24 protein-coding genes are annotated in these 26,234 nt (G+C 60.2%); 21 read left to right on the forward strand and 3 right to left on the reverse strand.

The window, feature by feature from the left end; all coding sequences use genetic code 11:
• Positions 1–355 precede the first annotated feature (355 nt).
• From ACA079_RS00675 to ACA079_RS00730, 12 genes are all read left to right on the forward strand, one after another.
• Positions 356–1,708: a TolC family outer membrane protein gene (locus tag ACA079_RS00675; RefSeq protein WP_497702249.1), complete on the forward strand. Its 1,353-nt coding sequence runs from the start codon at positions 356–358 to the stop codon at positions 1,706–1,708.
• Between the two features lie 45 nt (positions 1,709–1,753).
• A complete protein-coding gene (locus ACA079_RS00680) occupies positions 1,754–3,910 on the forward strand; it encodes a type I secretion system permease/ATPase (protein ID WP_497702250.1) in 2,157 nt (718 codons plus the stop codon).
• Positions 3,900–5,267, forward strand: coding sequence for an HlyD family type I secretion periplasmic adaptor subunit (locus ACA079_RS00685; protein WP_497702251.1), 1,368 nt, complete (start codon positions 3,900–3,902; stop codon positions 5,265–5,267). Before ACA079_RS00680 ends, ACA079_RS00685 begins: the two co-directional genes overlap by 11 nt.
• Positions 5,268–5,570: 303 nt before the next feature.
• Positions 5,571–6,467, forward strand: a complete 897-nt coding sequence (locus ACA079_RS00690) for a TauD/TfdA dioxygenase family protein (RefSeq protein ID WP_497702252.1) — start codon at positions 5,571–5,573, stop codon at positions 6,465–6,467.
• Positions 6,468–6,485: 18 nt separating this feature from the next.
• On the forward strand, positions 6,486–7,511 hold the full coding sequence (locus tag ACA079_RS00695) for an ABC transporter substrate-binding protein (RefSeq protein WP_046047244.1): 1,026 nt from the start codon (positions 6,486–6,488) through the stop codon (positions 7,509–7,511).
• Between the two features lie 5 nt (positions 7,512–7,516).
• The gene (locus ACA079_RS00700; protein WP_348124776.1) at positions 7,517–8,377 is read left to right on the forward strand and encodes an ABC transporter ATP-binding protein; all 861 of its coding nucleotides are present in this window, start codon (positions 7,517–7,519) and stop codon (positions 8,375–8,377) included.
• Between the two features lie 20 nt (positions 8,378–8,397).
• A complete protein-coding gene (locus ACA079_RS00705) occupies positions 8,398–9,264 on the forward strand; it encodes an ABC transporter permease (protein WP_033058673.1) in 867 nt (288 codons plus the stop codon).
• Positions 9,265–9,465: 201 nt separating this feature from the next.
• Positions 9,466–10,392 (forward strand): LysR family transcriptional regulator, encoded by a 927-nt coding sequence (locus ACA079_RS00710; protein ID WP_497702253.1) that lies wholly within the window; start codon positions 9,466–9,468, stop codon positions 10,390–10,392.
• 213 nt (positions 10,393–10,605) lie between these two features.
• Complete coding sequence (locus ACA079_RS00715; RefSeq protein ID WP_497702254.1) at positions 10,606–12,141, forward strand: MFS transporter; 1,536 nt, start codon at positions 10,606–10,608, stop codon at positions 12,139–12,141.
• Between the two features lie 26 nt (positions 12,142–12,167).
• Entirely contained in the window at positions 12,168–13,232 is a 1,065-nt protein-coding gene (locus ACA079_RS00720) for an HlyD family secretion protein (protein WP_497702255.1), read from the forward strand.
• Positions 13,229–14,776 carry an efflux transporter outer membrane subunit gene (locus ACA079_RS00725; RefSeq protein ID WP_497702256.1) on the forward strand — a complete coding sequence of 516 codons (1,548 nt, stop codon included), beginning with the start codon at positions 13,229–13,231 and terminating at the stop codon, positions 14,774–14,776. The genes ACA079_RS00720 and ACA079_RS00725 overlap by 4 nt, the downstream gene beginning before the upstream one ends.
• A 158-nt stretch (positions 14,777–14,934) precedes the next feature.
• Positions 14,935–16,506 (forward strand): glycosyltransferase family 39 protein, encoded by a 1,572-nt coding sequence (locus ACA079_RS00730; RefSeq protein ID WP_497702257.1) that lies wholly within the window; start codon positions 14,935–14,937, stop codon positions 16,504–16,506.
• Positions 16,507–16,616: 110 nt separating this feature from the next.
• Here ACA079_RS00730 and ACA079_RS00735 read toward each other — a convergent pair whose 3' ends face one another.
• The 3 genes from ACA079_RS00735 to ACA079_RS00745 form a co-directional block, all read right to left on the reverse strand.
• A complete protein-coding gene (locus tag ACA079_RS00735) occupies positions 16,617–17,000 on the reverse strand; it encodes a DUF6124 family protein (RefSeq protein ID WP_497702258.1) in 384 nt (127 codons plus the stop codon).
• A 450-nt stretch (positions 17,001–17,450) separates the two neighbouring features.
• A complete protein-coding gene (locus ACA079_RS00740; RefSeq protein ID WP_129439535.1) occupies positions 17,451–18,209 on the reverse strand; it encodes a slipin family protein in 759 nt (252 codons plus the stop codon).
• A gap of 2 nt (positions 18,210–18,211) precedes the next feature.
• Positions 18,212–18,742 carry an NfeD family protein gene (locus tag ACA079_RS00745; RefSeq protein ID WP_149631092.1) on the reverse strand — a complete coding sequence of 177 codons (531 nt, stop codon included), beginning with the start codon at positions 18,740–18,742 and terminating at the stop codon, positions 18,212–18,214.
• Positions 18,743–18,940: 198 nt separating this feature from the next.
• On the opposite strand from ACA079_RS00745, the gene ACA079_RS00750 reads away from it, so the two are divergent.
• The 9 genes from ACA079_RS00750 (at position 18,941) to ACA079_RS00790 (ending at position 25,964) form a co-directional block, all read left to right on the forward strand.
• On the forward strand, positions 18,941–19,402 hold the full coding sequence (locus tag ACA079_RS00750) for an aminoacyl-tRNA deacylase (protein ID WP_497702259.1): 462 nt from the start codon (positions 18,941–18,943) through the stop codon (positions 19,400–19,402).
• 135 nt (positions 19,403–19,537) lie between these two features.
• Positions 19,538–19,783, forward strand: coding sequence for a DUF2789 domain-containing protein (locus ACA079_RS00755; RefSeq protein WP_033058635.1), 246 nt, complete (start codon positions 19,538–19,540; stop codon positions 19,781–19,783).
• A gap of 97 nt (positions 19,784–19,880) precedes the next feature.
• Entirely contained in the window at positions 19,881–20,072 is a 192-nt protein-coding gene (locus tag ACA079_RS00760; protein ID WP_497702260.1) for a type II toxin-antitoxin system Phd/YefM family antitoxin, read from the forward strand.
• A gap of 138 nt (positions 20,073–20,210) precedes the next feature.
• Positions 20,211–20,639, forward strand: a complete 429-nt coding sequence (locus ACA079_RS00765; RefSeq protein WP_497702261.1) for a MarR family winged helix-turn-helix transcriptional regulator — start codon at positions 20,211–20,213, stop codon at positions 20,637–20,639.
• A complete protein-coding gene (locus ACA079_RS00770) occupies positions 20,636–22,708 on the forward strand; it encodes an FUSC family protein (protein WP_497702262.1) in 2,073 nt (690 codons plus the stop codon). Before ACA079_RS00765 ends, ACA079_RS00770 begins: the two co-directional genes overlap by 4 nt.
• A complete protein-coding gene (locus ACA079_RS00775) occupies positions 22,705–22,914 on the forward strand; it encodes a DUF1656 domain-containing protein (protein WP_008148151.1) in 210 nt (69 codons plus the stop codon). The genes ACA079_RS00770 and ACA079_RS00775 overlap by 4 nt, the downstream gene beginning before the upstream one ends.
• Positions 22,911–23,798, forward strand: a complete 888-nt coding sequence (locus ACA079_RS00780; RefSeq protein WP_497702263.1) for an efflux RND transporter periplasmic adaptor subunit — start codon at positions 22,911–22,913, stop codon at positions 23,796–23,798. Before ACA079_RS00775 ends, ACA079_RS00780 begins: the two co-directional genes overlap by 4 nt.
• Positions 23,795–25,243, forward strand: coding sequence for an efflux transporter outer membrane subunit (locus ACA079_RS00785; protein WP_497702264.1), 1,449 nt, complete (start codon positions 23,795–23,797; stop codon positions 25,241–25,243). Before ACA079_RS00780 ends, ACA079_RS00785 begins: the two co-directional genes overlap by 4 nt.
• Before the next feature lie 82 nt (positions 25,244–25,325).
• Positions 25,326–25,964 carry an NADH:ubiquinone oxidoreductase subunit N gene (locus ACA079_RS00790; protein WP_497702265.1) on the forward strand — a complete coding sequence of 213 codons (639 nt, stop codon included), beginning with the start codon at positions 25,326–25,328 and terminating at the stop codon, positions 25,962–25,964.
• The last annotated feature ends 270 nt before the right edge of the window (positions 25,965–26,234 follow it).

Genomic DNA, 26,234 nt, shown 5'->3' on the forward strand with positions numbered 1-26,234 from the left:
AGACTCTCCGGGTGTCACATTCAGTAGACGTCCATGGACCTGAGAGCGGTAGATCGCGCTCAGTCTGGATGTACTTTCAAGATATTAGAGGCACAACTTTGACGCGGTTATTCGTCAACAAATTGGCTATATTTTTTCGCTATAAACTTTATGCCAAACTATTGACCTTCTGCCTGTCATCCTAAACACTCGCCTCCGTAATGTCACATTGATATTTAGGCACTGGCCTGCCCCGCGAGTGTGACGCAGTTCAAAAATCAAACTTTCCGACATACGGTCATTCCGGTTGTCATCATCCGATGCAGCGGCACGTTCTGCAGTGATTCAAGACAAGCAATTCCGGGAAACTCCAATAATGCGTTTGCACCTGCTCACGGCTTTACCCTTCGCCCTTGCCGCCAGTTTTGTTCAGGCGCAGTCCCTTCCGGAAGCCATGCAACAGGCACTGGATGTCCATCCGGAAATCCAGGCAGGCGTTAACAGTCGATTGGCCGCGGATTATCAGTTAAAGGCAGCAAAAGGGGGATACCTCCCACGGGTCGATCTGCTGGGCGGTTATGGTCGCGAAGGCACTGACAATGTCACCACGCGTGCCGCCGGCAACAACAATCACTGGGAAAACCTCAATCGCAGCGAGTCGAGCGTGCGGTTGTCGCAAATGGTTTTTGACGGTTTTGCGACCTCCAGTGAAGTGGGGCGTCAACAAGCCACTGTTAATTCCCGTGCCTACTCTTTGCTGGGCACGTCCGAACGCACCGCGCTCACTGTCGCTCAGGTGTATCTCGACGTACTGACCCGCCGCGAATTCGTACGCCTGGCGACCGAGAACCTGAAGAGCCACGAACGGATTTTCGACCAGATCAAACTGCGCACCCAGCGTGGCGTGGGCAGCGGCGCCGACCTCGATCAGGCCGAAGCGCGTATGGCTCAGGCCCGCAACAACCTGATCACCGAGCAGACCAACCTGGCCGACGCCGAAACCAACTTCCTCGCCGCCGTCGGCCAGATGCCCGATCAGCTGGAGCGTCCTTCCGATTTCATGGCGCTGTTGCCAGCCAACCTCAATGAAGCCAGGGCGCAGATGCTGGAAAACAGCCCGATCCTGCGTTCCGCCGAGTCTGACATTGCCGCTGCCGAGAAACAGTACGAAGCCGCCAAGTCGAGCTTCTACCCACGCTTCGATGCCGAGTTGGGTCGCACCGCCGACAACGACCTCGACGGCCAGAACGGTCACAGCAATGAATGGCAGGCCATGTTGCGCATGCGCTTCAATCTGTATGCCGGTGGCAGCAACAAGGCTGATCTGGAATCCAAGTCCTACCTGTCCAACCAGGCACTGGATATTCGCAACAACGCCCTGCGCGTGTTGAACGAAGAGCTGGGTCTGGCCTGGAATGCCTTGAACAACGCCAATGCCCAAGTGCCGATCGCCCAGCAATATGTCGATCACAGCACCAGCGTGCGCACCGCGTACCAGAAGCAGTTCAGTCTCGGCGAGCGCACCTTGCTCGACCTGCTCGACAGTGAAAACGAACTGTTCTCGGCTTCTCGTCGCCTGGCGGAGATCAAGAACATTCAGTTATTTACTCAGTACCGAATCAAGGCGACCATGGGCGAGTTGCTCAAGAGCCAGGGAGTGGTCGCACCGTTGGCATCCGTTGTGCAAAACGACGTGAAGCCCAAGGTTCAACTGCCCGGTATGAATTGAGCAGAACCTTCATTGTTCAATTGTTAGCCCAAGAGTGTGCCGAGCGTGGAATCAGAAGTCAGTCGAGTTCAACTCATTCATGATCCACGCGCGCTGCACGACGATCCATTACTGGACGGCTTGCTGGCTCTTTGCACCCTGCATCAGAAACCGGCCAGCGCCGCGATGTTGACCACCGGCCTGCCGTTGCCCAAGCAGCGCCTGAGCGTTGAGCTGCTGCCCCGCGCGGCCGCTCGCGCCGGCCTGCAAGGGCGGGTGCTGGTACGCAAACTGGAGCAGATTCCGGCGATTGCCATGCCGGCGCTGTTGCTGCTCAAGGATGGTCGCAGTGCCGTCCTGCTCGGCTGGCTGGGTGAAGACCAGGCACGGCTGCTGATCAGTGAAAGCGATGGCGGCGAAAGTGTTGTCAGCCGCGAACTGTTGGCCGATGACTACATCGGCAAAGTGTTCTTCGCTCAACCCCAGCACAAATTCGACGTCAATCACGGCACGCTGATCCCGCGCGCACGCTCGTGGTTCCGCGACACCCTCAAGCGTTCGCGCTGGCTGTACGCCGACGCCATCGCCGCCAGTTTCCTGATCAACATCATTGCCATGGCCGCGCCGCTGTTCGTGATGAACGTCTACGACCGCGTCGTGCCGAACCAGGCCGAATCGACCCTGTGGGTGTTGGCCATCGGCATCACCGGCGCGTACCTGTTCGACCTGATACTCAAGAGCCTGCGCAGCCTCTGCCTGGACCTGGCCGGGAAGAAAACCGATCTGATCATCTCGGCCACGTTGTTCGAGCGCATCGTCGGCATGGCCATGAAGTACCGCCCGGCGCGGGTCGGCAGCTTTGCCCAGAACATCCATGAGTTTCAGAGCCTGCGCGACTTCCTCGCCTCGCTGACCCTCACCAGCCTGATCGACCTGCCGTTTACGTTGCTGATCTTCATGGTCATCGCGATTCTCGGCGGGCATCTGGTGTGGATTCCGGTGCTGGCGTTCCCGATTGCCCTGCTGATCGGCTATGCCTTGCAGAAACCACTGGTGGCGACCATGGAACGGACCATGGCGCTGGGCGCCGAGCGTCAGTCGAGCTTGATCGAAACCCTCGCCGGCCTCGATGCAGTGAAGGTCAACAACGCCGAAAGCGAACGCCAGTATCAGTGGGAGCAGACCATCGGCACCCTCAGCCGCCTCGAGCTGCGGGTGAAAATGCTCTCCGGTCTGGCGATGAACATCACCTTGCTGATCCAGCAACTGGCCGGGGTGATCATGATCGTCTTCGGCGTGTACCAGATCATCGATGGTCACCTGAGCATGGGCGGTTTGATCGCCTGCTACATGCTCAGCGGTCGCGCGCTCAGCCCGCTGGCCTCGCTGTCCGGCCTGTTGACGCGTTACCAGCAAGCGCGGGTGACCATGACCTCGGTCGACCAGATGATGGAGCTGCCGCAAGAGCGCAATTTCGAGGAACGCCCACTGAGCCGCAAGGTGCTGCAAGGCGCCATCGAATGCCGGCAGATGAACTTCACCTACCCGAACCAACAGAACGCGGCGCTGAAGAACATCAACCTGGTCATCAAGCCTGGCGAGAAGATCGGCATCATCGGTCGCAGCGGCTCGGGGAAAAGCTCCCTGGCCAAACTGCTCGTAGGCCTTTACCAGCCGGATGACGGCGCCCTGTTGGTGGATGGCGTCGATATCCGTCAGATCGACGTCAGCGAATTGCGCCACAACATTGGCTACGTGGCTCAGGATATCCAGCTGCTGGCCGGGACCCTGCGCGACAACCTCGTGTCGGGCGCGCGCTATGTCGAAGACGAAATGGTGCTGCAAGCTGCCGAACTGGCCGGCGTCCACGAATTCGCCCGTCTGCACCCACAAGGTTATGAGCTGCAAGTCGGCGAGCGTGGGCAGAATCTGTCTGGCGGTCAGCGCCAGAACGTCGCCCTGGCCCGTGCGTTGCTGCTCAACCCGCCGATCCTGCTGCTCGACGAACCGACCAGCGCCATGGACAACACCGGCGAAGAACGCCTCAAGCAACGCCTCACGGCAGTGGTTGAAAACAAAACCGTGGTGCTGGTAACGCACCGGGCTTCGCTGTTGTCGCTGGTGGATCGTCTGATCGTCATCGACCGCGGCCAGATACTCGCCGACGGCCCGAAAGCCGCGGTGATGGAAGCGTTGAAGAAGGGGCAGATCAGTGTTGCTTAAGTCGGGTTTCAAGAATTCGATCGGCCGTTATTTCAAGGGCTCCGATTCGCTGCATGGCCAGCCACTTCCCGAGGTCAACAAAGCCCTGATCGAAGACGCCCCGCGCGTGGTGCGGCTGACCATCTGGGCGATCATCGGTTTCTTCGTGTTCCTGATGCTCTGGGCCAACTTCGCCGTGATCGACGAAGTCACCAAGGGCGACGGCAAGGCGATTCCGTCGTCCAAGATCCAGAAAATCCAGAACCTTGAGGGCGGTATCGTCTCCGAGTTGTTCGTGACCGAAGGGCAGATCGTCGAGGCCGGTGCGCCGCTGATTCGCCTGGACGACACGCGATTCGCCTCCAACGTTGGCGAAACCGAGGCTGATCGGCTGTCGATGCTCCTGCGAGTCGAGCGCTTGAGCGCGGAAGTCGACGACCGTGCGCTGAACTTCCCCGCTGATGTGCTGAAGGCCGTACCCGGCCAGGCGGCCAGTGAAGAGTCGCTGTACATCAGTCGCCGTCAGCAGCTGCACGATGAAATTGGCGGTTTAGAGGAGCAGTTGATCCAGCGTCAGCAAGAGCTGCGCGAGTACACCTCCAAACAGTCGCAGTACCGTAACGGTCTCGCGCTGCAACGCCAGGAAATCAACATGTCCGAGCCGTTGGTGGCCCAGGGCGCGGTATCGCCGGTTGAAGTGCTGCGGCTCAAGCGCGCCGAGGTCGAAACCCGCGGGCAACTGGATGCGACCACCCTGGCCATTCCTCGCGCCCAATCGGCAATCAAGGAAGTGCAGCGCAAGATCGACGAGACTCGCGGCAAATTCCGCAGCGAAGCACTGACTCAACTCAATGAAGCACGCACTGATCTGAACAAGGCCCAGGCTACCGGCAAGGCGCTGGAAGACCGGGTCAGCCGGACGCTGGTGACATCGCCGGTTCGCGGCATCGTCAACAAGTTGCTGGTGAACACCATTGGCGGCGTGATTCAGCCGGGCAGCGACCTGGTGGAAATCGTGCCGCTGGACGACACCTTGCTGGTAGAGGCGAAAGTTCGCCCACAAGACATTGCGTTCCTGCATCCGGGGCAAGAAGCGACGGTGAAGTTCACGGCTTACGACTACACCATTTATGGTGGGCTGAAGGCCAAGCTTGAGCAGATCGGTGCCGACACCATTACCGATGAAGATAAGAAAACCACTTACTACATCATCAAGCTGCGCACTGATCGCAGCCACTTGGGGACAGATGAAAAGCCATTGCTGATCATCCCGGGGATGGTGGCTTCGGTGGATATCATCACGGGCAAGAAGACCGTTCTCAGCTATCTGCTCAAGCCGATCATTCGGGCCCGCGCCGAAGCTTTGCACGAGCGGTAGGTCTCTGCCGGGGCTGATGGCCTCATCGCGAGCAAGCTCGGCTCCTACAGGAGATCGTGTGGCCGACTACATCCCTGTAGGAGCCGAGCTTGCTCGCGATGGCGGCCTCAAAGGCGTCCACCTCAAAAGCCATATCGTTATTCTCTAACGGTATTTAAATTTCAGTTCTTATATCTATAAAGTCATTCTCCTGCGTACCTGCCGACCAATCGGCGCGCCGCACGACACGAACCAACACGGGACCTCCGTGAGTTTCTTGATCGACGCGCGCGCCCTTGAGCGTGCCGTGCGTGGGAGTGATTTATGTCTGCAGCAACGGCTTCCCCAAGCGCCGCGAACATCGCGCCGCAAACCTTCGACATCAGCCCGTTCAGTGGCGCTGTCGGTGCCGAAATCATCGGCCTCGACCTGTCCCGCCCGATCAATGATCAGGACTTCGCCCGCATCCACCGCGCGCACCTGGGTCATCACGTCGTGGTGTTCCGCGACCAGCGCATTACCCCCGAGCAACAAATTGCTTTCAGCCGCCGTTTTGGCGTGTTGCAGATTCATGTGCTCAAGCAATTCCTGTTGGCCGGGCATCCGGAAATTCTCATCGTTTCCAACATCATCGAGAACGGCCAATCCATCGGCCTCGGCGATGCCGGCAAATTCTGGCATTCCGACCTGTCCTATAAAGAGCTGCCAAGCCTGGGCTCGATGCTGCACGCCCAGGAGCTGCCGTCCGAGGGCGGCGACACGCTCTTCGCCGATATGCACAAAGCCTGGGACAACCTGCCCGAAGCGCTGCGCAAAGCCGTCGAAGGTCGCTCGGCCGCGCACTCCTATACCGCGCGCTACAGCGAGACCAAATTCGAAGGCAACTGGCGCCCGACGCTGACGCCCGAGCAGCTCGCCCAGGTTGCCGAAGTGGTTCATCCGATCGTCCGCACACACCCGGAAAACGGTCGCAAAGCGTTGTTCGTCAGTGAGGGTTTTACCACCCGCATCGTTGGCCTGCCGGAAGACGAGAGCAAGCAACTGCTCGATGAGCTCTACGCCCACAGCGTGCTGCCGCAAAACATCTACCGCCATCAATGGCAGGCCCACGACCTGGTGTTCTGGGACAACCGTTCGCTGATTCATCTCGCCGCCGGATGCCCAAGCTACCTGCGCCGCAAGTTGTATCGCACCACCATCCAGGGCGACGCGCCTTTCTGATTTGTCGGAGAAACTCTCATGTCCAAACGTCTTCCATTTGCACCGTTGGCCGCGGCCATCGGCCTGGGTTTCAGCCTGATCGCCGGCAGCTTGGTGGCGCCGACCGTGGCCCACGCCGAAGGTGAAATTCGCATCGCCGAGCAGTTCGGCATCGTTTACCTGCTGCTTAACGTCGTGCGCGATCAAAACCTGATCGAGAAGTATGGCAAGCAGGAAGGCATCGACATCAAGGTCGACTGGACCCAGCTCTCCGGTGGTGCGGCGGTCAACGATGCGCTGCTCTCCGGTTCGATTGATATCGCCGGTGCGGGCGTCGGTCCGCTGCTGACCATCTGGGACCGCACCCACGGCAAGCAAAACGTCAAAGCCGTCGCCTCCCTCGGCAATTTCCCGTACTACCTGGTGAGCAACAATCCCAAGGTCAAAACCATCGCTGACTTCACTGAGAAGGACCGCATCGCGGTGCCGGCGGTCGGCGTGTCAGTGCAATCGCGCATCCTGCAATACGCGGCCGCGAAGCAGTGGGGCGACAAGGAATTCAATCGCCTGGACAAGTACACCATCGCCGTTCCACACCCCGACGCCACGGCGGCGCTGATTGCTGGCGGCACTGAGTTGACCGGGCACTTTTCCAACCCGCCGTTCCAGGACCAAGAGCTGGCCAACCCTAACGTCCACGTTGTGCTGAATTCCAATGACGTGCTCGGTCCGAACTCGCCGACGGTGCTGTTTGCCACCGAAAAATTCCGCGACGAGAACCCGAAAACCTATAAGGCGTTCGTCCAGGCGCTGACTGAGGCGGCCGAGTTTGCCCAGAACGATAAAGGCGCGGCGGCGGACACTTACATCCGTGTCACCAAAGCGAAAATCGATCGTGCCGCGCTGCTGAAAATCATCGATAACCCGCAGTTCGAATTCAGCGTCACGCCGAAAAACACTTACCCGCTGGCCGAATTCCTCTACCGCGTCGGCGCGATCAAAAACAAACCGGATTCGTGGAAGGACTACTTCTTCCAGGACGCCAAACCGCTGCAAGGGAGCTGACCGAGATGAACGCCCCTTTGCAAGGCCACACGGTCAGCAAACCGATCGCGGCAGCCCAAGCGCTGCTGTCGGTCGACAATGTAAGCCTCGAGTACCGCACGCCTCAGCGTGTGGTTCGTGCGACCCATCAGGTCAGTTTTGAAATCGATCCGGCGGACCGCTTTGTGCTGCTTGGTCCGTCCGGTTGCGGCAAATCAACGTTGCTCAAGGCAGTCGCTGGGTTCATCCAGCCGTGTGAAGGGGAAATTCGTCTTCAGGGGCAAACCGTTCATGCCCCGGGGCCGGACCGGATCGTGGTGTTCCAGGAGTTCGATCAACTGCCACCGTGGAAAACCGTCAAACAGAACGTGATGTTCCCGCTGCTTGCCTCGAAAACCCTCAAGCGCAAAGAGGCCGAGGAACGAGCGCTGCACTATCTGGACAAGGTTGGTCTGGCGGCGTTTGCCGACGCCTACCCGCATACCTTGTCCGGCGGCATGAAAGCGCGTGTGGCGATTGCTCGGGCGTTGGCGATGCAGCCGAAAATCCTCTTGATGGACGAACCCTTCGCCGCCCTCGATGCGCTGACCCGCCGCAAGATGCAGGAAGAATTGCTGCTGCTCTGGGAAGAAGTGCGTTTCACGCTGCTGTTCGTCACGCACTCCATCGAAGAAGCGCTGGTGGTGGGCAATCGAATCCTGCTGCTGTCGCCGCATCCGGGGCGAGTGCGGGCGGAAGTCCACAGCCATCAATACGACTTGCACAGCCTCGGCGGCGTGGCCTTTCAGGAGTCGGCGCGGCGCATTCATCGGTTGTTGTTCGATGAAGGTCAGTCCCCGGAAACCGAGCGTGAGCTGGATTTCTCCGACATCCGCATCGCTTATTGAGCCATTGAGAGGAGTGCCCGATGAGCCTTTTATCATCCCCGCGTGAAGAATTTGAAACGGTGTTGCAACCGCTGACGAGTGTGCCGCTGGAGCGTGAATTACCGCTCGGTCAGCGCCTATGGCAACAAGGCTGGTTACGCAAAAGCCTGATCCTGATTTTGCTCGCGGTCCTGTGGGAGGTGGTTGCCCGCGTACAGAACAACGACCTGCTGCTGCCGAGTTTTCTGCAAACCGGGAGCGCTCTGTATGACGGTTTGCTCAGTGGCGAGTTGCTGGGCAAGGTGTGGATTTCCCTGGTGGTGTTGCTCAAGGGTTACCTGATCGGCATTGTGCTGGCGTTTGCCCTGACCACGCTGGCGGTGTCGACGCAGTTCGGTCGCGACCTGTTGAGTACGTTGACCTCGATGTTCAACCCGCTGCCGGCGATTGCGTTGTTGCCGCTGGCACTGCTGTGGTTTGGCTTGGGGCAGAACAGTCTGATTTTCGTGTTGGTGCATTCGGTGCTCTGGGCATTGGCGTTGAACACTTATGCCGGGTTTCTCGGTGTCTCGGAAACCCTGCGCATGGCCGGGCGCAATTACGGTTTGAAAGGCATGCGTTTCGTGTTGTTCATCCTGATACCGGCAGCGTTGCCGTCGATTCTCGCCGGGCTGAAAATCGGCTGGGCCTTTGCCTGGCGCACGCTAATCGCTGCTGAATTGGTGTTCGGCGCCACCAGTGGCAAGGGTGGCTTGGGCTGGTACATCTTCCAGAACCGCAATGAGCTGTACACCGACAAGGTGTTTGCCGGGTTGGCGGTGGTGATCCTGATCGGCTTGCTGGTGGAAAACCTGGTGTTCAGCACGCTGGAGCGGGTCACGGTGAAGCGTTGGGGGATGCAGCGCTAAGTTCTGCGGTGTCTAGTCTGACCCCATCGCGAGCAAGCTCGCTCCCACAGGGGTCTTCAGCGGTTGCAGATTATGAATACGACAAAGATCCCATGTGGGAGCGAGCTTGCTCGCGATGGGGCCGAACCTGCCACCGCATGGTTCGGGGATGTTTGTTAGCATTGCGTTTGAATCATTCCAGATCAGACACGAGTGCTCAGCATGCAACTCCCGGACATGAACTTGTTGGTCGCCCTCGATGCCTTGCTCGACGAGGGCAGTGTGGTGGGCGCCGCACGGCGGATGAACCTCAGCCCGGCGGCCATGAGCCGGACGCTGACGCGCATTCGCGAGGCCATCGGCGATCCGATCCTGGTGCGCGCCGGTCGTGGCCTGGTGCCGACGCCCAAGGCGCTGGCGTTGCGCGAGCAGGTGCGTGACGTGGTGGAGCAGGCCGCGCTGTTGTTTCGTTCGGCCGATGCGGTGGAACTGGGCACGTTGCGCCGTCGGTTCAACATTCGCGCCAATGACTTTTTCGTCGGTGTTTATGGCGGGAAACTGTTCGACACCATGGATCGTCAGGCGCCGCACTGCGAACTGCGTTTTGTGCCGGAAGGCGATGGCGATGACGAGGCGCTGCGCGAAGGACGGATCGATCTGAGCATCAGCAATACCCGGCCGCTAACCCCGGAAGTGAAGATTCAGAATCTGTTCTCTACTCATTTCGTCGGCCTGGTTCGCGAAGACCATCCACTGTTCGATGAAGAGATCACGGCCGAGCGTTTCGCCGGATTTTCCCATATCAGCATGTCCCGTCGCGGCATCGCCCGTGGCCCGATCGATACCGCGCTCAATGCCTTGGGGCTGGAGCGGCGGGTGGCGGTGATTGCGCCGAGTTTCCATGCGGCAATGTTTGCGTTGCCTGATTCCGATTTGATTCTGCCGGTGCCCAAGGAAGCATTGCTGAGCGTCCAGCGCCTGGGCCTGAAGCTGCGTTCCTTCACGCTGCCGATTCCGCTGCCGACCATAATGCTGACCCAGTCCTGGCACCCACGCTTCGACAAAGACCCGGCCCATCGCTGGCTGCGCGAGACCCTCAAAACCTGCTGCGACGACACGTGGCTGGCCGCACAGCCGACCTCAAGTTGATCACTTACCCCTGTGGGAGCGAGCTTGCTCGCGATAGCGGTGGATCATTCAGCATTAATGTTGAATGTGATGGCCCTATCGCGAGCAAGCTCGCTCCCACAGGGGTTTTGTATTGCTGCATCAAACGCACTTATAAGCTGCCAATAAGTCAATTTTCGTAAGGTCCCACGCTTCTTAAAATGCTTCGGTATTCAAACCCCGGAGCTTGCAGTCATGACTTCCCTCACGGTCACGGCACCTCTCGCCGCGGCCAGCCCGGCTGCCGTCACGCCACCAGTCTTTGGTCCGCGAATCATCATCGGCCTGGTGGGCGTGTTGTTGGCGGTGCTGGTGTCGGGGCTGAACGAGATGGTGACCAAGGTTGCCCTCGCCGACATCCGCGGTGCATTGGCCATCGGCTACGACGAAGGCACCTGGCTGGTCGCCAGTTATACCGCGACCTCGGTGGCGGCCATGGCTTTTGCGCCGTGGTGCTCGGTGACGTTCTCACTGCGACGTTTCACCCTCTGCGCCATTAGCGCATTCACCCTGTTGGGCGTGTTGTGCCCGTTCGCTCCAAACTATGAAAGCCTGCTGGTCATGCGCACCTTGCAAGGCCTGGCGGGCGGTGCGTTGCCGCCGATGCTGATGACCGTCGCGCTGCGCTTTTTGCCGGCCAACGTGAAGCTCTATGGTCTGGCCGGTTATGCCCTGACCGCGACGTTCGGCCCGGGGCTCGGCACGCCACTGGCCGGGTTGTGGACCGAACACGTCGGATGGCAGTGGACCTTCTGGCAAATCATCGCACCGTGCCTGATCGCCATGGTCGCGGTGGCGTATGGCTTGCCCCAGGACCCGCTGCGCCTGGAGCGCTTCAAGCAATTCAACTGGCGCGGCTTGCTGCTGGGGTTTCCGGCGATCTGCATGCTGGTGATCGGCATTTTGCAGGGCAATCGGCTGGACTGGTTCGAGTCGAGCCTGATCTGCGGATTGCTCGGCGGTGGATTGCTGTTGTTGGTGCTGTTCCTGATCAACGAATGGTCGCAACCGATACCGTTTTTCAAGATGCAGATGCTCGGCATCCGCAACCTGTCGTTCGCCTTGCTGACCCTGGCCGGGGTGCTGGTGGTGCTGCTGGCAGTGATCATCATTCCGTCCAGCTACCTGGCGCAGGTCCAGGGTTATCGCCCGGTTCAGACCGCGCCGATCATGCTGCTGGCGGCGCTGCCGCAGTTGATCGCGCTGCCGTTGGTGGCGGCGTTGTGCAACCTGCGATGGGTCGATTGCCGCTGGGTGCTGGGGATCGGCCTGAGCATGCTGACGCTGTCCTGCATCGGTGGGTCGCAGCTGACGTCGGTGTGGATTCGCGACGACTTCTATGTGCTGCAACTGCTGCAAATCTTCGGTCAGCCAATGGCGGTGTTGCCGTTGTTGATGCTCTCCACCGGCAGCATCAGCCCGATGGAAGGGCCCTTCGCTTCGGCCTGGTTCAACACCGTAAAAGGCCTGGCGGCGGTGATCGCCACCGGCGTACTGGAGGCGTTGACCACCTCAAGGCTGCATTTCCACTCGATGATGCTGGTGGACAACCTCGGCAACTCACCCCTGGTCGACAGCGACAGCCCGGGCCTTGCCCACCGGCTGCATGAGCAGGCCGTGGTGCTGACGGCATCGGATCTTTATCTGTGCATGGCCGGCGTCGCACTGGCGCTGATCCTGCTGATTTTCTGGCTGCCGACGCGGATCTATCCGCCGCGCGCGCCGACTTGAATGCTCCACTGAAACAGAAGGTTTTTATGACGACTCAATCAAAGCAAAAAGTGGCCGTTGGCGTCGCCGCGGTGGTGGCGCTCGGTGTGCTGGTGTATTTGCTGGCGCCCGGCCTGTTCGGCAAGCGTACGCAGCAGAACACCAATGACGCCTTTGTCTCGGCGGACTTCACGCTGGTGGTGCCGCGCGTGGCCGGGTTCATCAAGGAAGTGCTGGTGGAGGACAACCAGCAGGTCAAGGCCGGGCAATTGCTGGCGCTGATTGATGACCGCGATTTGCGTGCCGCCGCCCAAGCCGCTGACGCCGAAACGTTAGTGGCCAGGGCGCAACTGCAAAATGCCCGTGCGACCCTTGAACGCCAGGCTTCGGTGATCGCTCAAGCCCAGGCCACGGTCGTGTCGGCCAAGGCTGAAATGGCCTTCGCCGAGCATGAACTGAATCGCTACAACCACCTCGCCGGGGTAGGCGCCGGCACGGTGCAGAACGCCCAACAAGCGCGGACCCGCATCGATCAGGCCACTGCGCGGCTGGCTAACGTGACGGCGGTGCTGGCGGCGGAGCGCAAGCAGGTGGAAATCCTCACCGCTCAGCGTGACGCGGCGGAAGGAGGGCTGAAACGGGCGCAAGCGGCGCTGGAAATGGCCAGCTACGAGCTGTCCTACACACGCATCGTTGCACCTCAGGACGGCATGGTCGGCGAGCGCGCCGTTCGGGTCGGTGCCTATGTCACGCCGGGGAGCAAAATCCTCGCGGTGGTGCCGCTTGCGCAGGCCTATGTGGTCGCCAATTTCCAGGAGACCCAACTGACCGACGTGCAGCCGGGGCAGGACGTGCAAGTGCGTGTGGACAGCCTCGGCGGTGAGGCCCTGAGCGGTCGCGTCGAGAGCATCGCACCGGCCACGGGTGTGACGTTCGCCTCGGTCAAGCCGGACAATGCCACCGGCAACTTCACCAAGGTGGTGCAGCGGATTCCCGTGAAAATCGTCCTTGATCCGGGTCAGCCATTGGCGGAGCGGTTGCGCGTGGGGATGTCGGTTGAGGCGAGTATTGATACCGCCAGTGCGGGCGAGCATGAGGTTGCTCAGCGATGAAGACTTTTGTTGCCGGGGCTGACGTCATCGCGAGCAAGCTCGCTCCCACAAGGGACCGCGTTTCAATGTGGGAGCGAGCTTGCTCGCGAAGAGGCCGCCAGCCTCAACTCACCCTTTGTGCCTTGCTCGTCATGAGTCTTTCAGCCTGCACCGTCGGCCCGGACTTTCAAAAGCCTCAACCCCAGCAAATCGCCGAGTGGTCGAAACCATCCAAGTCCACCGCCAGCCAAGCCACCGCTGAAACCATGGATGAGCGTTGGTGGGAGGTGTTCCACGACCCGAAACTCTCGGCCCTGACTCAACGTGCCTTGACCGACAACCTCGACCTGAAACTCGCCAGCAGCCGTTTGCAGCAAAGCCGCGCTGTGCGTCAGGTGATCACCGCCGACCGTTACCCGAATACCGCCGCCACTGGCAGCTACGGGCGTAAACGCAACAGCGGCGAAGGCTTGAACGATCCGTCGGGACACAACGGTGACTCGGCGTACAACCTGTGGGACGCAGGCTTCTCCGCATCCTGGGAACTGGATTTCTGGGGCCGTGTGCGCCGAGAAACCGAAGCCGCCGACGCCACTCTGGAAGTCGCGGAAAACGACCGACGCGGCGTGCTGCTGTCGGTGCTCGCCGAAACCGCTCAGGACTACATTCAGCTGCGCGGTGTGCAAAGTACACGAGCCGTCACCGAGGAGAACCTCGACGTCGCCCGCCACAGCCTGAAACTCTCGCAGCTGCGCCTGGCCGACGGTGTCGCCACCGACCTGGATGTCGCCGAAGCTGCCGCCCAGGTGGCGGCCATCGAATCGCGTCTGCCCGCGCTGGTGCAGCGCCAGTCGCAACTGATCAACGCCTTGAGCCTGCTGATGGGCGAGCCGCCGCAAGCGCTGTCTGCCGAGTTATCCACAGACGCGCCGGTGCCGCAAACCCCGCGTCAGGTCGCCATCGGCCTGCCGTCGCAACTGGCCGAGCGTCGCCCGGACATCCGCCAGGCCGAAGCCCGCCTGCATGCCGCGACCGCGAGCATTGGTGTGGCCAAGGGTGATTTCTATCCGCGGATCACCCTGTCGGGCAACATCGGATCGCAAGCCATGCAGCTCAGCGATTTCGGTTCCTGGGGCTCGCGCTCGTTCGGTATTGGCCCGCAATTCAGCCTGCCGCTGTTTGACGGCGGTCGCCTGCGCGGCGTGCTGCACTTGCGCGAAGCCCAACAACAGGAAGCCGCCATCGCCTACCAGCAAACCGTGCTGCGCGCCTGGCATGAAATCGACGATCAACTGACGGCCTACAACGCCAGCCAACTGCGCCGCGACAGCCTCGCCGAAGCCGTCCGCCAGAACCAGATCGCCCTGCGCACTGCGCAACAGCAATACGTGGAAGGGGTGGTGGATTTCGTTAATGTGCTGACGGTGCAGGGCGCGTTGTTAGCGACTCAGGAGCAGTTCGTGGAGAGTTCGACCGGGGTGTCGCTGGCGATGGTCGGGTTGTACAAGGCGTTGGGTGGGGGATGGGAGTCGGTGTATCCGCTGGCGGAGACGGCACGGCGTTGACTTGCTTGTAGGAATCAAAACAGCTTTTCCCCAGTACTGGGATCCGCATCGCTGCCGAATGTCGTTGGTCATAAAACCAGCATCGACGACGGCACTGTCGCTGTCCTACAGTGATTGCAAGCATCAAGGTTTTTCACCGGCAGTCTTGAGGGGAGGCAATGGAGGCGCGCAGAGAAACGCCGCTTGACGGCACCCAAGGCCCGCACGAGGCACCCGGCGTCTGGGCGATTGTTCAGCGAATGCTTCGATGGGTGCGCGAGCATTGGCTGCTGCCGATCCTGGCATTGGCCGCACTCGTGCGTTTTTATGACCTTACCGCGGCGGCGATCTGGGGCGATGAAGGTTCCAGTCTGCTGCTGAGCCAGTATTCGCTGGCCGGGATCTGGGTGCATGCCGCCCATGATGTGCATCCGCCGCTGTATTTCATGCTGCTGCATGGCTGGATCGAGCTGTTCGGCAATGGCATTTTTTCGATTCGAAGCCTGAGCGCGCTACCGGGGATTGCCACCGTGGCGCTGGGCGTCTGGCTGGTGGACTTGCTCGCCACGCGCCGCGCCGCGTTGTTGGCCGGCGTCCTGTTGGCGCTGCTGCCTACCGCCGTGCGTTACAGCCAGGAAGTGCGCATGTATTCGTTGCTGGGGCTGTGGCTGATCGGTGCCACGATCGCCCTGGTTTACTGGATCAAACGCCCCGGGCGTAAGCGCTATCTGGTGATTTACGCGCTGCTGATGAGCGCGGCGTTCTACACCCATTACTTCACGGCCCTGTGCGTGCTGTGTCACTGGCTGTATCTGGGGCTGATCCGCGTACAGCCTGGCTATCGCTTGCGACATATCCAGCAGCCCGGCTGGTGGGTGGCGAACATGGCGATCGTGTTGGTGTACTTGCCGTGGGTGCCCAACCTGATCGATCTGATTCAACACATGGATCAACTCAAAGCCAATGGCGATGTGGGGTGGGAGACACCGGTCACCTTCGCCTCGTTGCCTTCGATGATCTGGTCGTTCCTGATCCAGGACGATGGCGAGACCCTGACTACACCGATTTTCATCACGTTACCCTTGGCATTACTGGCCTTGGTGTGGGTGGCGCTGGCGCGGGATCGCAGTGTCATTCGCGGCAGTGCATTGCTGGTGATCTACACCGTTTTGCCATTGTTACTGGTGTTTTCGGTGTCGTTCATCTCGCCGGTGTTCATCGAGCGTTACCTCACCGCGTACGCCCTCGGCCTGCCGATGATTGCCGCATTGGCCATTGATCGCCTGTACGCCGTCTTCCGGGTGTTGGCCGCGACGGTGCTGGTGTTGTTTATCGGCGTCGAACTGGTGGGCCTGAACAACAACGCCACGGTGGATACCAACGATCAAATCAGCGTCATGGTCGACTACGTGAACCAGCACTTCGTTGCCGGTGACCGGATCGTCACCAGCGACATGCTCTGGTACCTCAGTTACGTCTATTACAACCGCACCGACGCCAAACCGCTGCTGTACACCCTGCCGTCGGCCAAGGGTGTTTCGAGTCGGCCGAATGCCTATGGTTTCGGCACACTGGTGACTCAGGATATTTACCTCGACAGCCTTGGCGATTTGCCCAAAGGCAGTGGCCGAGTGTGGTTGATCGGCACCGTCGATGTGCCGGACGAATTCGCGCCGTTGCCCGCAGGCTGGCAGAACGTTGGCGTAACGCAGGCGGGAGGCGCCAACGCGCGCCTGTTCGTGTTGCATTGAGTCTGTAACCAAAATCGCGTTTTCAGACGATTTAGCTTCGCCATCGAAGGACTCCATACAAGCGAGCTTCCTCGCGATGGCGGCGGTCAATTCACCACAAATCTACCCGGCTAAACCTTGACCCGAGCCTGCATGATCTCCGACTCCTCCCAATGATCCAGCACTCGCTCTACGAGCAACTGCACGCCATCGGCCATGCGGCTGAGCGCCAAGGCTACCGAGCGCCGTGTCCCGTCCACATCGTCCGCCAGATTGGCAGCGATGGCGCTGATGGACAGCAGGTCTTCGGAGGCGTTGGCCAGAAGGGTTTCGGTGTTGACCTCGGGGGCGACGGTGAAGAGGTTGCCTTTGCGGTGCCTGGGCGGCTTTTCGGTGGTCGGGGGGAAGTAGTGGGCGAAGGCGCGGTCGGCGGCTTCTTTGAGTTTTTCGGTTTCGAGTGGATCTTCGGAGTCGATTCCAGAGTTCTCTGGAGGATTGGGCGTTACTTTGAACATGGGATACTCGCTTTGATTGCAATGAGGCTGACCTGATGTTCGCTTGCACGCAAAAATTAGGGTGGCAGCTATGTGCGGGGTGCAAGACCGAGTAAAGCTAAATCCCAAAAAACCTCGGCAGACCCGAAGGTCTCCCGCACACAGCCGCCATAAAGCAATCACACCAAGCATAGAAATGCCTGATGACTAGCCAGAAGCAGTATTGGGAAATGTTTTTACCCGGACTTGCACGTCCGTGTCACCGTTTATTCAGTGACAAAGCCAGACTAGACCTGGGCTTGGGCCGGAACAAGTTCACCAACACCGCTACAACTTGAAGGAAATCTCCGACGCGGCTACCGGACGTTGGTGTCTATGGGGAAGGTCAAAAGATCGCAGCCTTCGGCAGCTCCTACATGGGCGCGGCGTACACCTGTAGGAGCTGCCGAAGGCTGCGATCTTTTGGGGCCATCAAGGTTTTGAAGACAAATCCGCCATCCCCTTGAGCAACTCGATCGGCAGCGGAAAGACAATCGTCGAACTCTTGTCCCCGGCAATCGAACTCAGCGTCTGCATATAGCGCAGCTGCATGGCCCCTGGCTGGCGCCCGAGCATTTCAGCGGCCTGCATGAGTTTTTCAGAAGCCTGCAATTCGCCTTCGGCGTGAATCACCTTGGCCCGTCGCTCCCGCTCGGCTTCGGCCTGTTTAGCGATGGCGCGGATCATCGATTCGTTGAGGTCCACGTGCTTGATCTCGACGTTGGCGACCTTGATGCCCCACGCATCGGTCTGGGCGTCGAGCACTTGCTGGATGTCGATGTTCAACCGCTCACGCTCGGCCAGCAGTTCATCGAGTTCATGTTTACCGAGCACTGCCCGCAACGTGGTCTGAGCCAATTGGCTGGTGGCCATGAGAAAGTCTTCAACCTGAATAATCGCTTTCTGCGGATCGAGGACGCGGAAATACAGCACCGCGTTGACCTTGACCGAGACGTTGTCGCGGGTGATCACGTCTTGTGGCGGCACGTCGAGCACCACGGTGCGCAAGTCGACGCGAACCATTTGCTGCACCACTGGAATCAGCAGGATCAGGCCAGGGCCTTTGACCTGCCAGAAGCGTCCGAGCTGGAAGACCACCCCGCGCTCGTATTCGCGCAGGATGCGGAAGGTCGACCCCGCCAGTGCAATCACCAGTAACAGCAGCGCGGCAAAACCCAGTTGCAGGCCCATGGTTATTCTCCACCCGGCGCCGCGTCAGCCGCGGCCACTTCCAGCAATAATCCCTTGCGTGCCACCACCCGGACCCTTTGCCCGGGTTGCAGCGGCGTGGCGCTGAGCACTTGCCACTTTTCTCCTTGCAGGTGCACCCAACCGTTGTAGGCATTGCCGGCCAGCGACATCACCGGAGTCACGCTACCCACCAGTCCTGCATCGCCACTGACGTTTTCGCGCGGTCGGGTTTTCAAAGCGTGGATCAGCAGGAAAATCAGCAACAGGGCACTGATCAGTCCCAGGCCGATCATCAACGGAACCGGCACCTCGGTGTTGGTCAGAATCACCGCACCGATCACGAACATCACAATGCCGCCCAGACCGATCACGCCGTAATTGGGCAAGGCCGCCTCGGCGATCAGAAACGCTATGCCGAACGTGATCAGCCAGATCCCGATGGGGTTGGGCACCAGCAGGACGACGGTGTCCGCCGCGAATACCGATCCGCTCAAGGCCAACAGCAGCGCAACTGCACAACAACGAGTGTTCACGTGACCCTCCGGGAGAGTCATTGATGGTTCTTTATACAGTCTAGCTGAGCTCTGAATTGTACGAATTTTGATCAGTTGTCGGCGTTATTCCGGCGGGCAGATTTCCCGCGCGATGGCGCCAGCGGGCCTAGACTTTTAGTGGAGAGAAAAGGTTTAACCATCGTCCGCGAAACGTTGTTGCGGACTCCGAGGTGCATCATGCGTATGGCAAGAACTGTGCAGGACAGCCTCAATAAGGCTCACTGCGAATTTGACGTCGTCACCCATCCGCACTCGGCCAGCAGCCTTGAAACGGCGCGGGTCGCGGGTATTCCTGCCGAACGGGTGGCCAAATCGGTGATCCTCGACGACAACCACGGTCATTTCCTGATGGCTGTGCTGCCGGCGAGTCGTCACCTGGACCTGAGCAAAGTACGCGGCAGTGGCGAATGGCAGATCACCCGGGAAAGCACCCTGGCGCATCTGTTCCAGGATTGCGAACGCGGCGCGGTGCCTGCGTTGGGCGAACCCTATGGCCTGGACATGGTCATCGACCCACTGCTGACCCGGCAAAAAGACATCTACCTGGAGGCTGGTAACCACAACAACCTGGTGCACATGAGCGTGCCGGAATTCCTGAAAATGGTGCCGCATGCTGAAGTGTGTGAGTTGAGTCAGTAGTTTTTCGGCGTCAGTTACACCGCCATCGCGAGCAAGCTCGCCCCCACAGGAATCGCGTTACCCTGTGGGAGCGAGCTTGCTGGCGATTGACCGCGAAGCGGTCACCAATCATTTGCCATGAAAAAGGAGCTCGACATGGAATCCCCAACCCACAGCCTCCCCTCCCTGTTCAAACAACTCGGCCTGCCTGACGACGCCGAAAGCATCGACAAATTCATCGCCACCCACTCACCGCTTAAACCCGAGCTGCACCTGGCTGATGCGTTCTTCTGGAGCGAGAGCCAAGCGCAGTTTTTGCGCGACGATATTCTGGATGACGCCGATTGGGCGGAGGTGGTGGATCAGTTGGATGTGTTGTTGCGGAAGGGGCGGGGGGTGTAAAAAATCTGAGCGCAAAACCTTGTCACAGCTTTTCTGAAAGGTATTACCTGAGCTGAAGTAGCTTTCATGGCGTTGAGTCCGACTATGAGACCGAGTCATGCAACGTGTTTTGGCAGAAAGAGTCATCAGCATCTCTGAGCTCGCGAAAAACGCAGGAGCTACAGTGCGCGAAGCGCAAGCCGGACCTATTGCGGTGCTGGAAAACAATAAGATCAAGGCATATCTGGTTTCGGCAGATCTTTATGAAGCGATGCTGGTGCGTCTAGGCGATTTCAATCTGGTGTCCTGATGGATCGTAAAAAAGCTGTCCGTCCGCATGAGAATTGTTTCAAAACTTGACCAACTTTCCCCTCAAATGCCATATTGATAGTTAGCAAACTAACAGTGTGTGTTTCCCCTCGTGCCGAAGAACCTCGACGCTCTCCAGATGAACATCAGCAGCTCCATGGTGGTGGCCGCCAGGCATTGGCGCAGGATCTGCCAGACCACGCTGGTCAACTATGGAATCTCCGAAGCCTGCGCCGTTCCGTTGTTGATGATCGGGCGATTGGGCGAGGGTGTGCGGCAGGTGACGGTGGCGCAGGCGGCCGGGATGGAGAGCCCGTCCCTGGTGCGCCTGCTGGATCAGCTGTGTCATGCCGGCTACGTCTGTCGTACCGAAGACGCCCATGACCGGCGCGCCAAATGCCTGAGCCTGACCGAGACCGGCCGTGAATTGGTGCAAGCCGTCGAAATCGAGCTGGTGCGCTTGCGCCATGAAGTGCTCGAAGGGATCAATCAGAGTGATCTGGAAGCGGCGTTGCGGGTGCTGAGAGCTTTTGAATCGGCCAATCATCTGCCGGTGATCAACCCTTGAGCGGATTTTTTACCGGCATGCCCCCGGCGCGGGACTGGTTCTACGGTGTGCGAACGTTCGCGGCATCGATGATCGCGTTGTACATCGCCATGCTCATGCAAATGCCCCGGCCTTATTGGGCGATGGCCACGGTCTACATCGTTTCCAGTCCATTTGTCGGCCCTACCAGTTCCAAGGCGTTGTACCGCGCCGTTGGCACCCTTCTCGGTGCCGCTGCCGCGGTCTTTTTCGTGCCGATGTTTGTCCAGAGCCCCTATGTGCTGGTGGTGGTCATCGCGCTGTGGACCGGGACGTTGCTGTTCCTCTCAATGCACCTGCGCACCGCCAACAATTATGCGCTGATGCTCGCCGGGTACACCTTGCCGCTGATTGCCCTGCCGGTGGTGAATAACCCCTTGGCAGTGTGGGACATCGCCGAAGCACGGACCGAAGAAATCTTCCTCGGCATCGCCGTGGCGGCGGTGGTCGGCGCCATGTTCTGGCCCCGGCGGCTGGCGCCGGTGTTCAACGATTCGGTGAACAAATGGTTTGCCGATGCCTCGACTTACAGCCTGCGTTTCCTCAGCCGCAACGTGCAGCCGGACGAAGTCAGCGCGCTGCGTTCCTCGATGGTCGCGACCTTCAACACGCTGGAATTGATGATCGGTCAGTTGCCCCACGAAGGCGCGCGGCCGCAAACGGTGCGCAACACCAAGGAACTGCGCGGCCGCATGATTCACCTGCTGCCAGTGATCGATGCCCTGGACGATGCGTTGTACGCCCTCGAACGTCGCACCCCCGAGCTTGTAGATAAGTTCGCGCCGTTGCTGGTTGCGACCACCGAATGGCTCGATCACAAAGACGCCGACCTCGCCCGCTGGCAGACGCTGAAAGACCAACTCGAAGCCCTGCAACCGCCCGCCGAGGCGCTGGATGATCGCAAGCAGCTGCTGTTTTCCAACGCCCTGTATCGCCTCGGCGAGTGGATCGATGTGTGGCAGGACTGCCGCAGCCTGCAGTACGCCATCCAGTGCGAAAGCCAGGACAGCTGGCGCGCGGTGTATCGGCACTGGCGGCTCGGTCGGCTTTCGCCATTTCTCGACCGTGGGCTGATGCTCTATTCGGCGGCGTCCACGGTCACCGCCATCATCGTCGCGTCGGTGCTGTGGATTCTGCTTGGCTGGACCGACGGTGGCGCCGCGGTGATTCTGGCGGCGGTGGCGTGCAGCTTTTTCGCTTCGATGGACGACCCGGCGCCGCAGATCTTCCGATTCTTTTTCTGGACGGCGATGTCGGTGTTGTTCGCCAGTCTCTATCTGTTTTTGGTCCTGCCCAACCTGCATGACTTCCCGATGCTGGTGCTGGCGTTTGCCGTGCCGTTCATTTGCATCGGCACCCTGACGGTCAAGCCGCAGTTCTATCTGGGCATGCTGCTGACCCTCGTCAACACCTCGTCTTTCATCAGCATTCAGGGCGCCTACGACGCGGATTTCCTCAGCTTCGCCAACTCCAACCTGGCCGGTCCCGTGGGCTTGTTGTTCGCGTTCGTCTGGACCCTGATCGCCCGGCCGTTCGGCGCCGAACTGGCGGCCAAGCGCCTGACCCGTTTCAGCTGGCGCGACATTGTCAGCCTCACCGAGCCGGCCACGTTGTCTGAGCACCGGCACTTGGGTGTGCAGATGCTCGATCGCCTGATGCAGCATCTGCCGCGCCTGGCCATGACCGGACAGGACACCGGCATCGCCCTGCGGGAAGTGCGCGTGGCGCTGAACCTGCTGGATTTGCTCGCCTATACACCGCGAGTACTCGGCGCACCGCAAGTGCTGCTGCACCAGGTGGTGGCCGAGGTTGGCGAGTATTTCAAAGCCTGCCTCAAGGCTGGAGAACGGTTGCCGGCACCGAGTCCGTTGCTGATGACCCTTGATCGCACCCGTCGCGCTCTCAACACGGAGTGCGATGAAGGTGCGCGTCTGCATCTGCTGCACGCCCTGAGCGGGTTGCGTCTGTCGCTGCTGCCAGGGGTGGAATTCGTCGGCGCCGGCGAGCTTGAAGAACCGCTTCCCCATGGCATCGATGGAGCGCCTTTATGATCGGTGACCTGGATATCAGCGGGGTGTTTCTGCCCACGCTGCTGGTGCTGATGGGCATTACGTACGTGTTGTTCCTGTTGGTGCACGGGTTGCTGACGCGTCTGCACTTTTACCGTCTGGTCTGGCACCGGGCATTGTTTAACGTGGCTCTCTACGCTTTGCTGCTCGGCGCCGTGGACTCACTCAGTCGATACCTGATGACATGAAAAAACCTTTTTTGACCATCGGTCGCGTGGTACTGACCCTGCTGATCGTGACCTTCGCCGTTGTCGTGGTCTGGCGCATGGTGATGTATTACATGTTCGCGCCCTGGACCCGGGACGGCCACATTCGCGCCGACATCGTGCAGATCGCGCCGGACGTGTCCGGGTTGATCCAGCGCGTCGAAGTGCGTGACAACCAATTAGTGAAACGTGGCCAGGTGCTGTTCAGCATTGATCAGGACCGTTTCAAACTGGCCCTGCGTCAGGCCAAGGCGGCGGTCGCCGACCGTCAGGAAACCCTGGCGCAGGCGCAACGCGAAGCCAAGCGTAACCGTGGCCTCGGCAATCTGGTGCCGGGCGAGCAACTGGAAGAGAGCCAGTCCCGGGTGGCTCGCGCCGAAGTGGCGTTGATGGAAGCCCAGGTGGCGGTGGACAGTGCCCAGCTCAACCTCGACCGCTCGACCATTCGCAGCCCGGTGGACGGCTACGTCAACGACCGTGCACCGCGCAATCAGGAATTCGTCACCGCCGGGCGTCCGGTGTTGTCGGTGGTGGACAGCAATTCATTCCACATCGACGGTTATTTCGAAGAAACCAAACTGGACGGCATTCATGTCGGCCAGAGCGTCGATATTCGGGTGATCGGCGACCGCGCTCGCCTGCGCGGGCACGTGGAAAGCATCGTCGCCGGCATCGAAGACCGCGACCGCAGCAGCGGCAGCAACCTGCTGCCCAACGTCAACCCGGCGTTCAGTTGGGTGCGGCTGGCCCAGCGGATTCCGGTGCGGATCGCTTTCGACGACGTGCCGGAGGATTTCCGCATGATCGCCGGTCGCACGGCGACGGTTTCTATTATGGATGACCACCAGCAGGAGCCCGCGAAATGAGCAGGGCCTCGGGTTTGGCTATCGCCGGATTAGGCCTGTTGCTGTCGGCCTGCCAAGTGGTCGGGCCGGATTATCACTTGCCGGACGAGGCCGCCGTACACCGTGAAGACTTGCAGGGCAACTTGGCGGTGAACGGCAAAAATGTCGTCTCGGCACCGGTGCCCAGCGATTGGTGGCGTTTGTATCAGGATCCGCGCCTCGATCAATTGGTCCAGCAGGCCATGGCCTCCAACACTGATTTACGCGTGGCGGCGGCGAACCTTTCCCGAGCCCGCGCGCAGGTCGATGAAGCTCAAGCGGCAGGTGGCTGGAGCGGCGGGGTGAAGATGGGCGCCCAGCGTTTGCAGGAGTCCGGCGAAGCATTCCTGCTGCCGGAGAAAGTGCCGGTGGCCAACGTCGGCGACATTGGCATTACCACCTCGTATCAGTTCGATTTGTTCGGCACTTTGCAGCGCGGCATCGAAGCGGCCAAGGCCAATGCCGATGCGACCCAAGCCGCAGCCGATACTGCGCGGATTACTTTGGTGGCCGACGTCGTTCGGGCCTACACCCAAGTCTGCGCAGCCAACGAAGAGCAGGAAATCGCCCAGCATTCCCTCGACTTGCAAGCCCAGAGCACCACGTTGATCCAGCGCTTGCGCGACGCCGGGCGTGGTGATGAAACCCAGGTCACCCGCTCGCAAACCCAATTCAAATCCCTGCGCGCCGACATGCCGCGTTATGAGGCGGCCCGGCAGGCCGGGTTGTTCCGCTTGTCGATGTTGCTGGCCAAACCGCTGGACCAACTGCCAGCCGGCACCGAGCGCTGCACGGAGCTGCCGAAGATTGCGCAATTGTTGCCGGTCGGTGACGGCGCGACGTTGCTCAAGCGCCGTCCCGATGTGCGGCAGGCCGAGCGTCGACTGGCTGCGTCGACCGCCGGCATCGGCATCGCCACCGGCGAGTTGTACCCGGACATCAGCATCGGCGCGACCGTCGGCACCGTCGGCCTCCTGGAAAACCTCGGCAAGCCGGCGACCAATCGCTGGGGCTTCGGGCCGTTGCTGACCTGGACCGTGCCGTCCAACGGTTCCCGGGCGCGAATCCGCGAGGCCGAGGCGACGACCCAAGGCGCGCTGGCGCATTTCGATGGCGTAGTGCTCAACGCCATCCGCGAAACCCAAACCGGCCTGGCCCAGTACTCCGCGTTGCTGCAGCGTCGCGATGCGTTGGCCGACGCCGAGCAATCGGCGCAGCTGGCGGCAGACCAGACCCACCGCTTCTTCCAGGCCGGCCGCGCGTCGTTCCTGGCGGACTTGCAAGCGACCCGCACCTACACCGACGTGCGGGCGCAACTGGCTTCCGCCAGCACGCAGGTTGCCATGAGCCAGATCGATTTGTTCCTGGCATTGGGCGGCGGCTGGGAAAGCGGACGAACGCAAGGCACGAACTCCGGCAAACCCTGAGGCCGTTGCTATGCTTTGATTTGATGAGGTCGCGCGTCGAACTCATCAATCAAGGCTCGCGTTGGTCATGGGGATTCCAATAATGAAAAACCCTTATGCTCCCGGCTTCTGGTGCGCTATAGCGGCATTGGTGTTGCTGTCGGCCACTTATTTCTACGGCATCATGCTGGCCCACCAGATCGACAAGGCGCTGGTGTTCCTCGACAGCGCCGCGGCACTGATTGCCGTGATGGCAATCGTGGTGGTGGCTTGGGCTTCGGTCCAGGGCGCGCGCATCAAAAAAAGACAGCTCGAACAAGGCAAGACCCTGGTGCTGATCTGGGACACCAAAGTCGCGCTGCGCCGTGTCGAAACGGTGTTCGATCGGTATTTTTGGGGCAGTTACTGGCAACCGGGGCGTACGTTCCAGGAAGTCATGGGCGAACTTACCGGCACACCGCTGGAAAAAAGCCTCGAAACCCTGAAAAAACAATGCCAGGCGCTGGACAAGCAAGTGTCCGAGGAGGGCTGGCACTGGCTCAATAACGCCCGTGAACTCTCCGATGTCGCCACCGCCATGGCCCGCGAACGTTATCAACTGGACTTCTGCGATCCGCGCTCGGAATCCCCAAGCGGCACGGCGGTGATCAATCGCGACTTCGAAGTGCTGGTCTATACATGGACCGCACGGCTCAAGAGCTTTGATCATCAACTTGATGAGATTGAAACGCAGTATTCGTGATTGTGTGTTTGCAGGACTGACGCCATCGCGAGCAAGCTCGCTCCCACAGGTTTAGCGCAACTCCTGTGGGAGCGAGCTTGCTCGCGATGGCGATTTCATATCCGCCGAAACTCTCAACCCCCACGCGCGGTCCATAGACACTCTTTAACCTTTAATCATTGGGTCGCCTGGTGCGCCTGATGCTAATCTCCATCGCACTTTTAGCGCAGTCGTGACCGTAACCCGTCATGGGTTCAGGGAAGACGACCACACCTTCAACAACGGACATTG

It is taken from the genome of Pseudomonas sp. LBUM1645, from assembly GCF_059716185.1.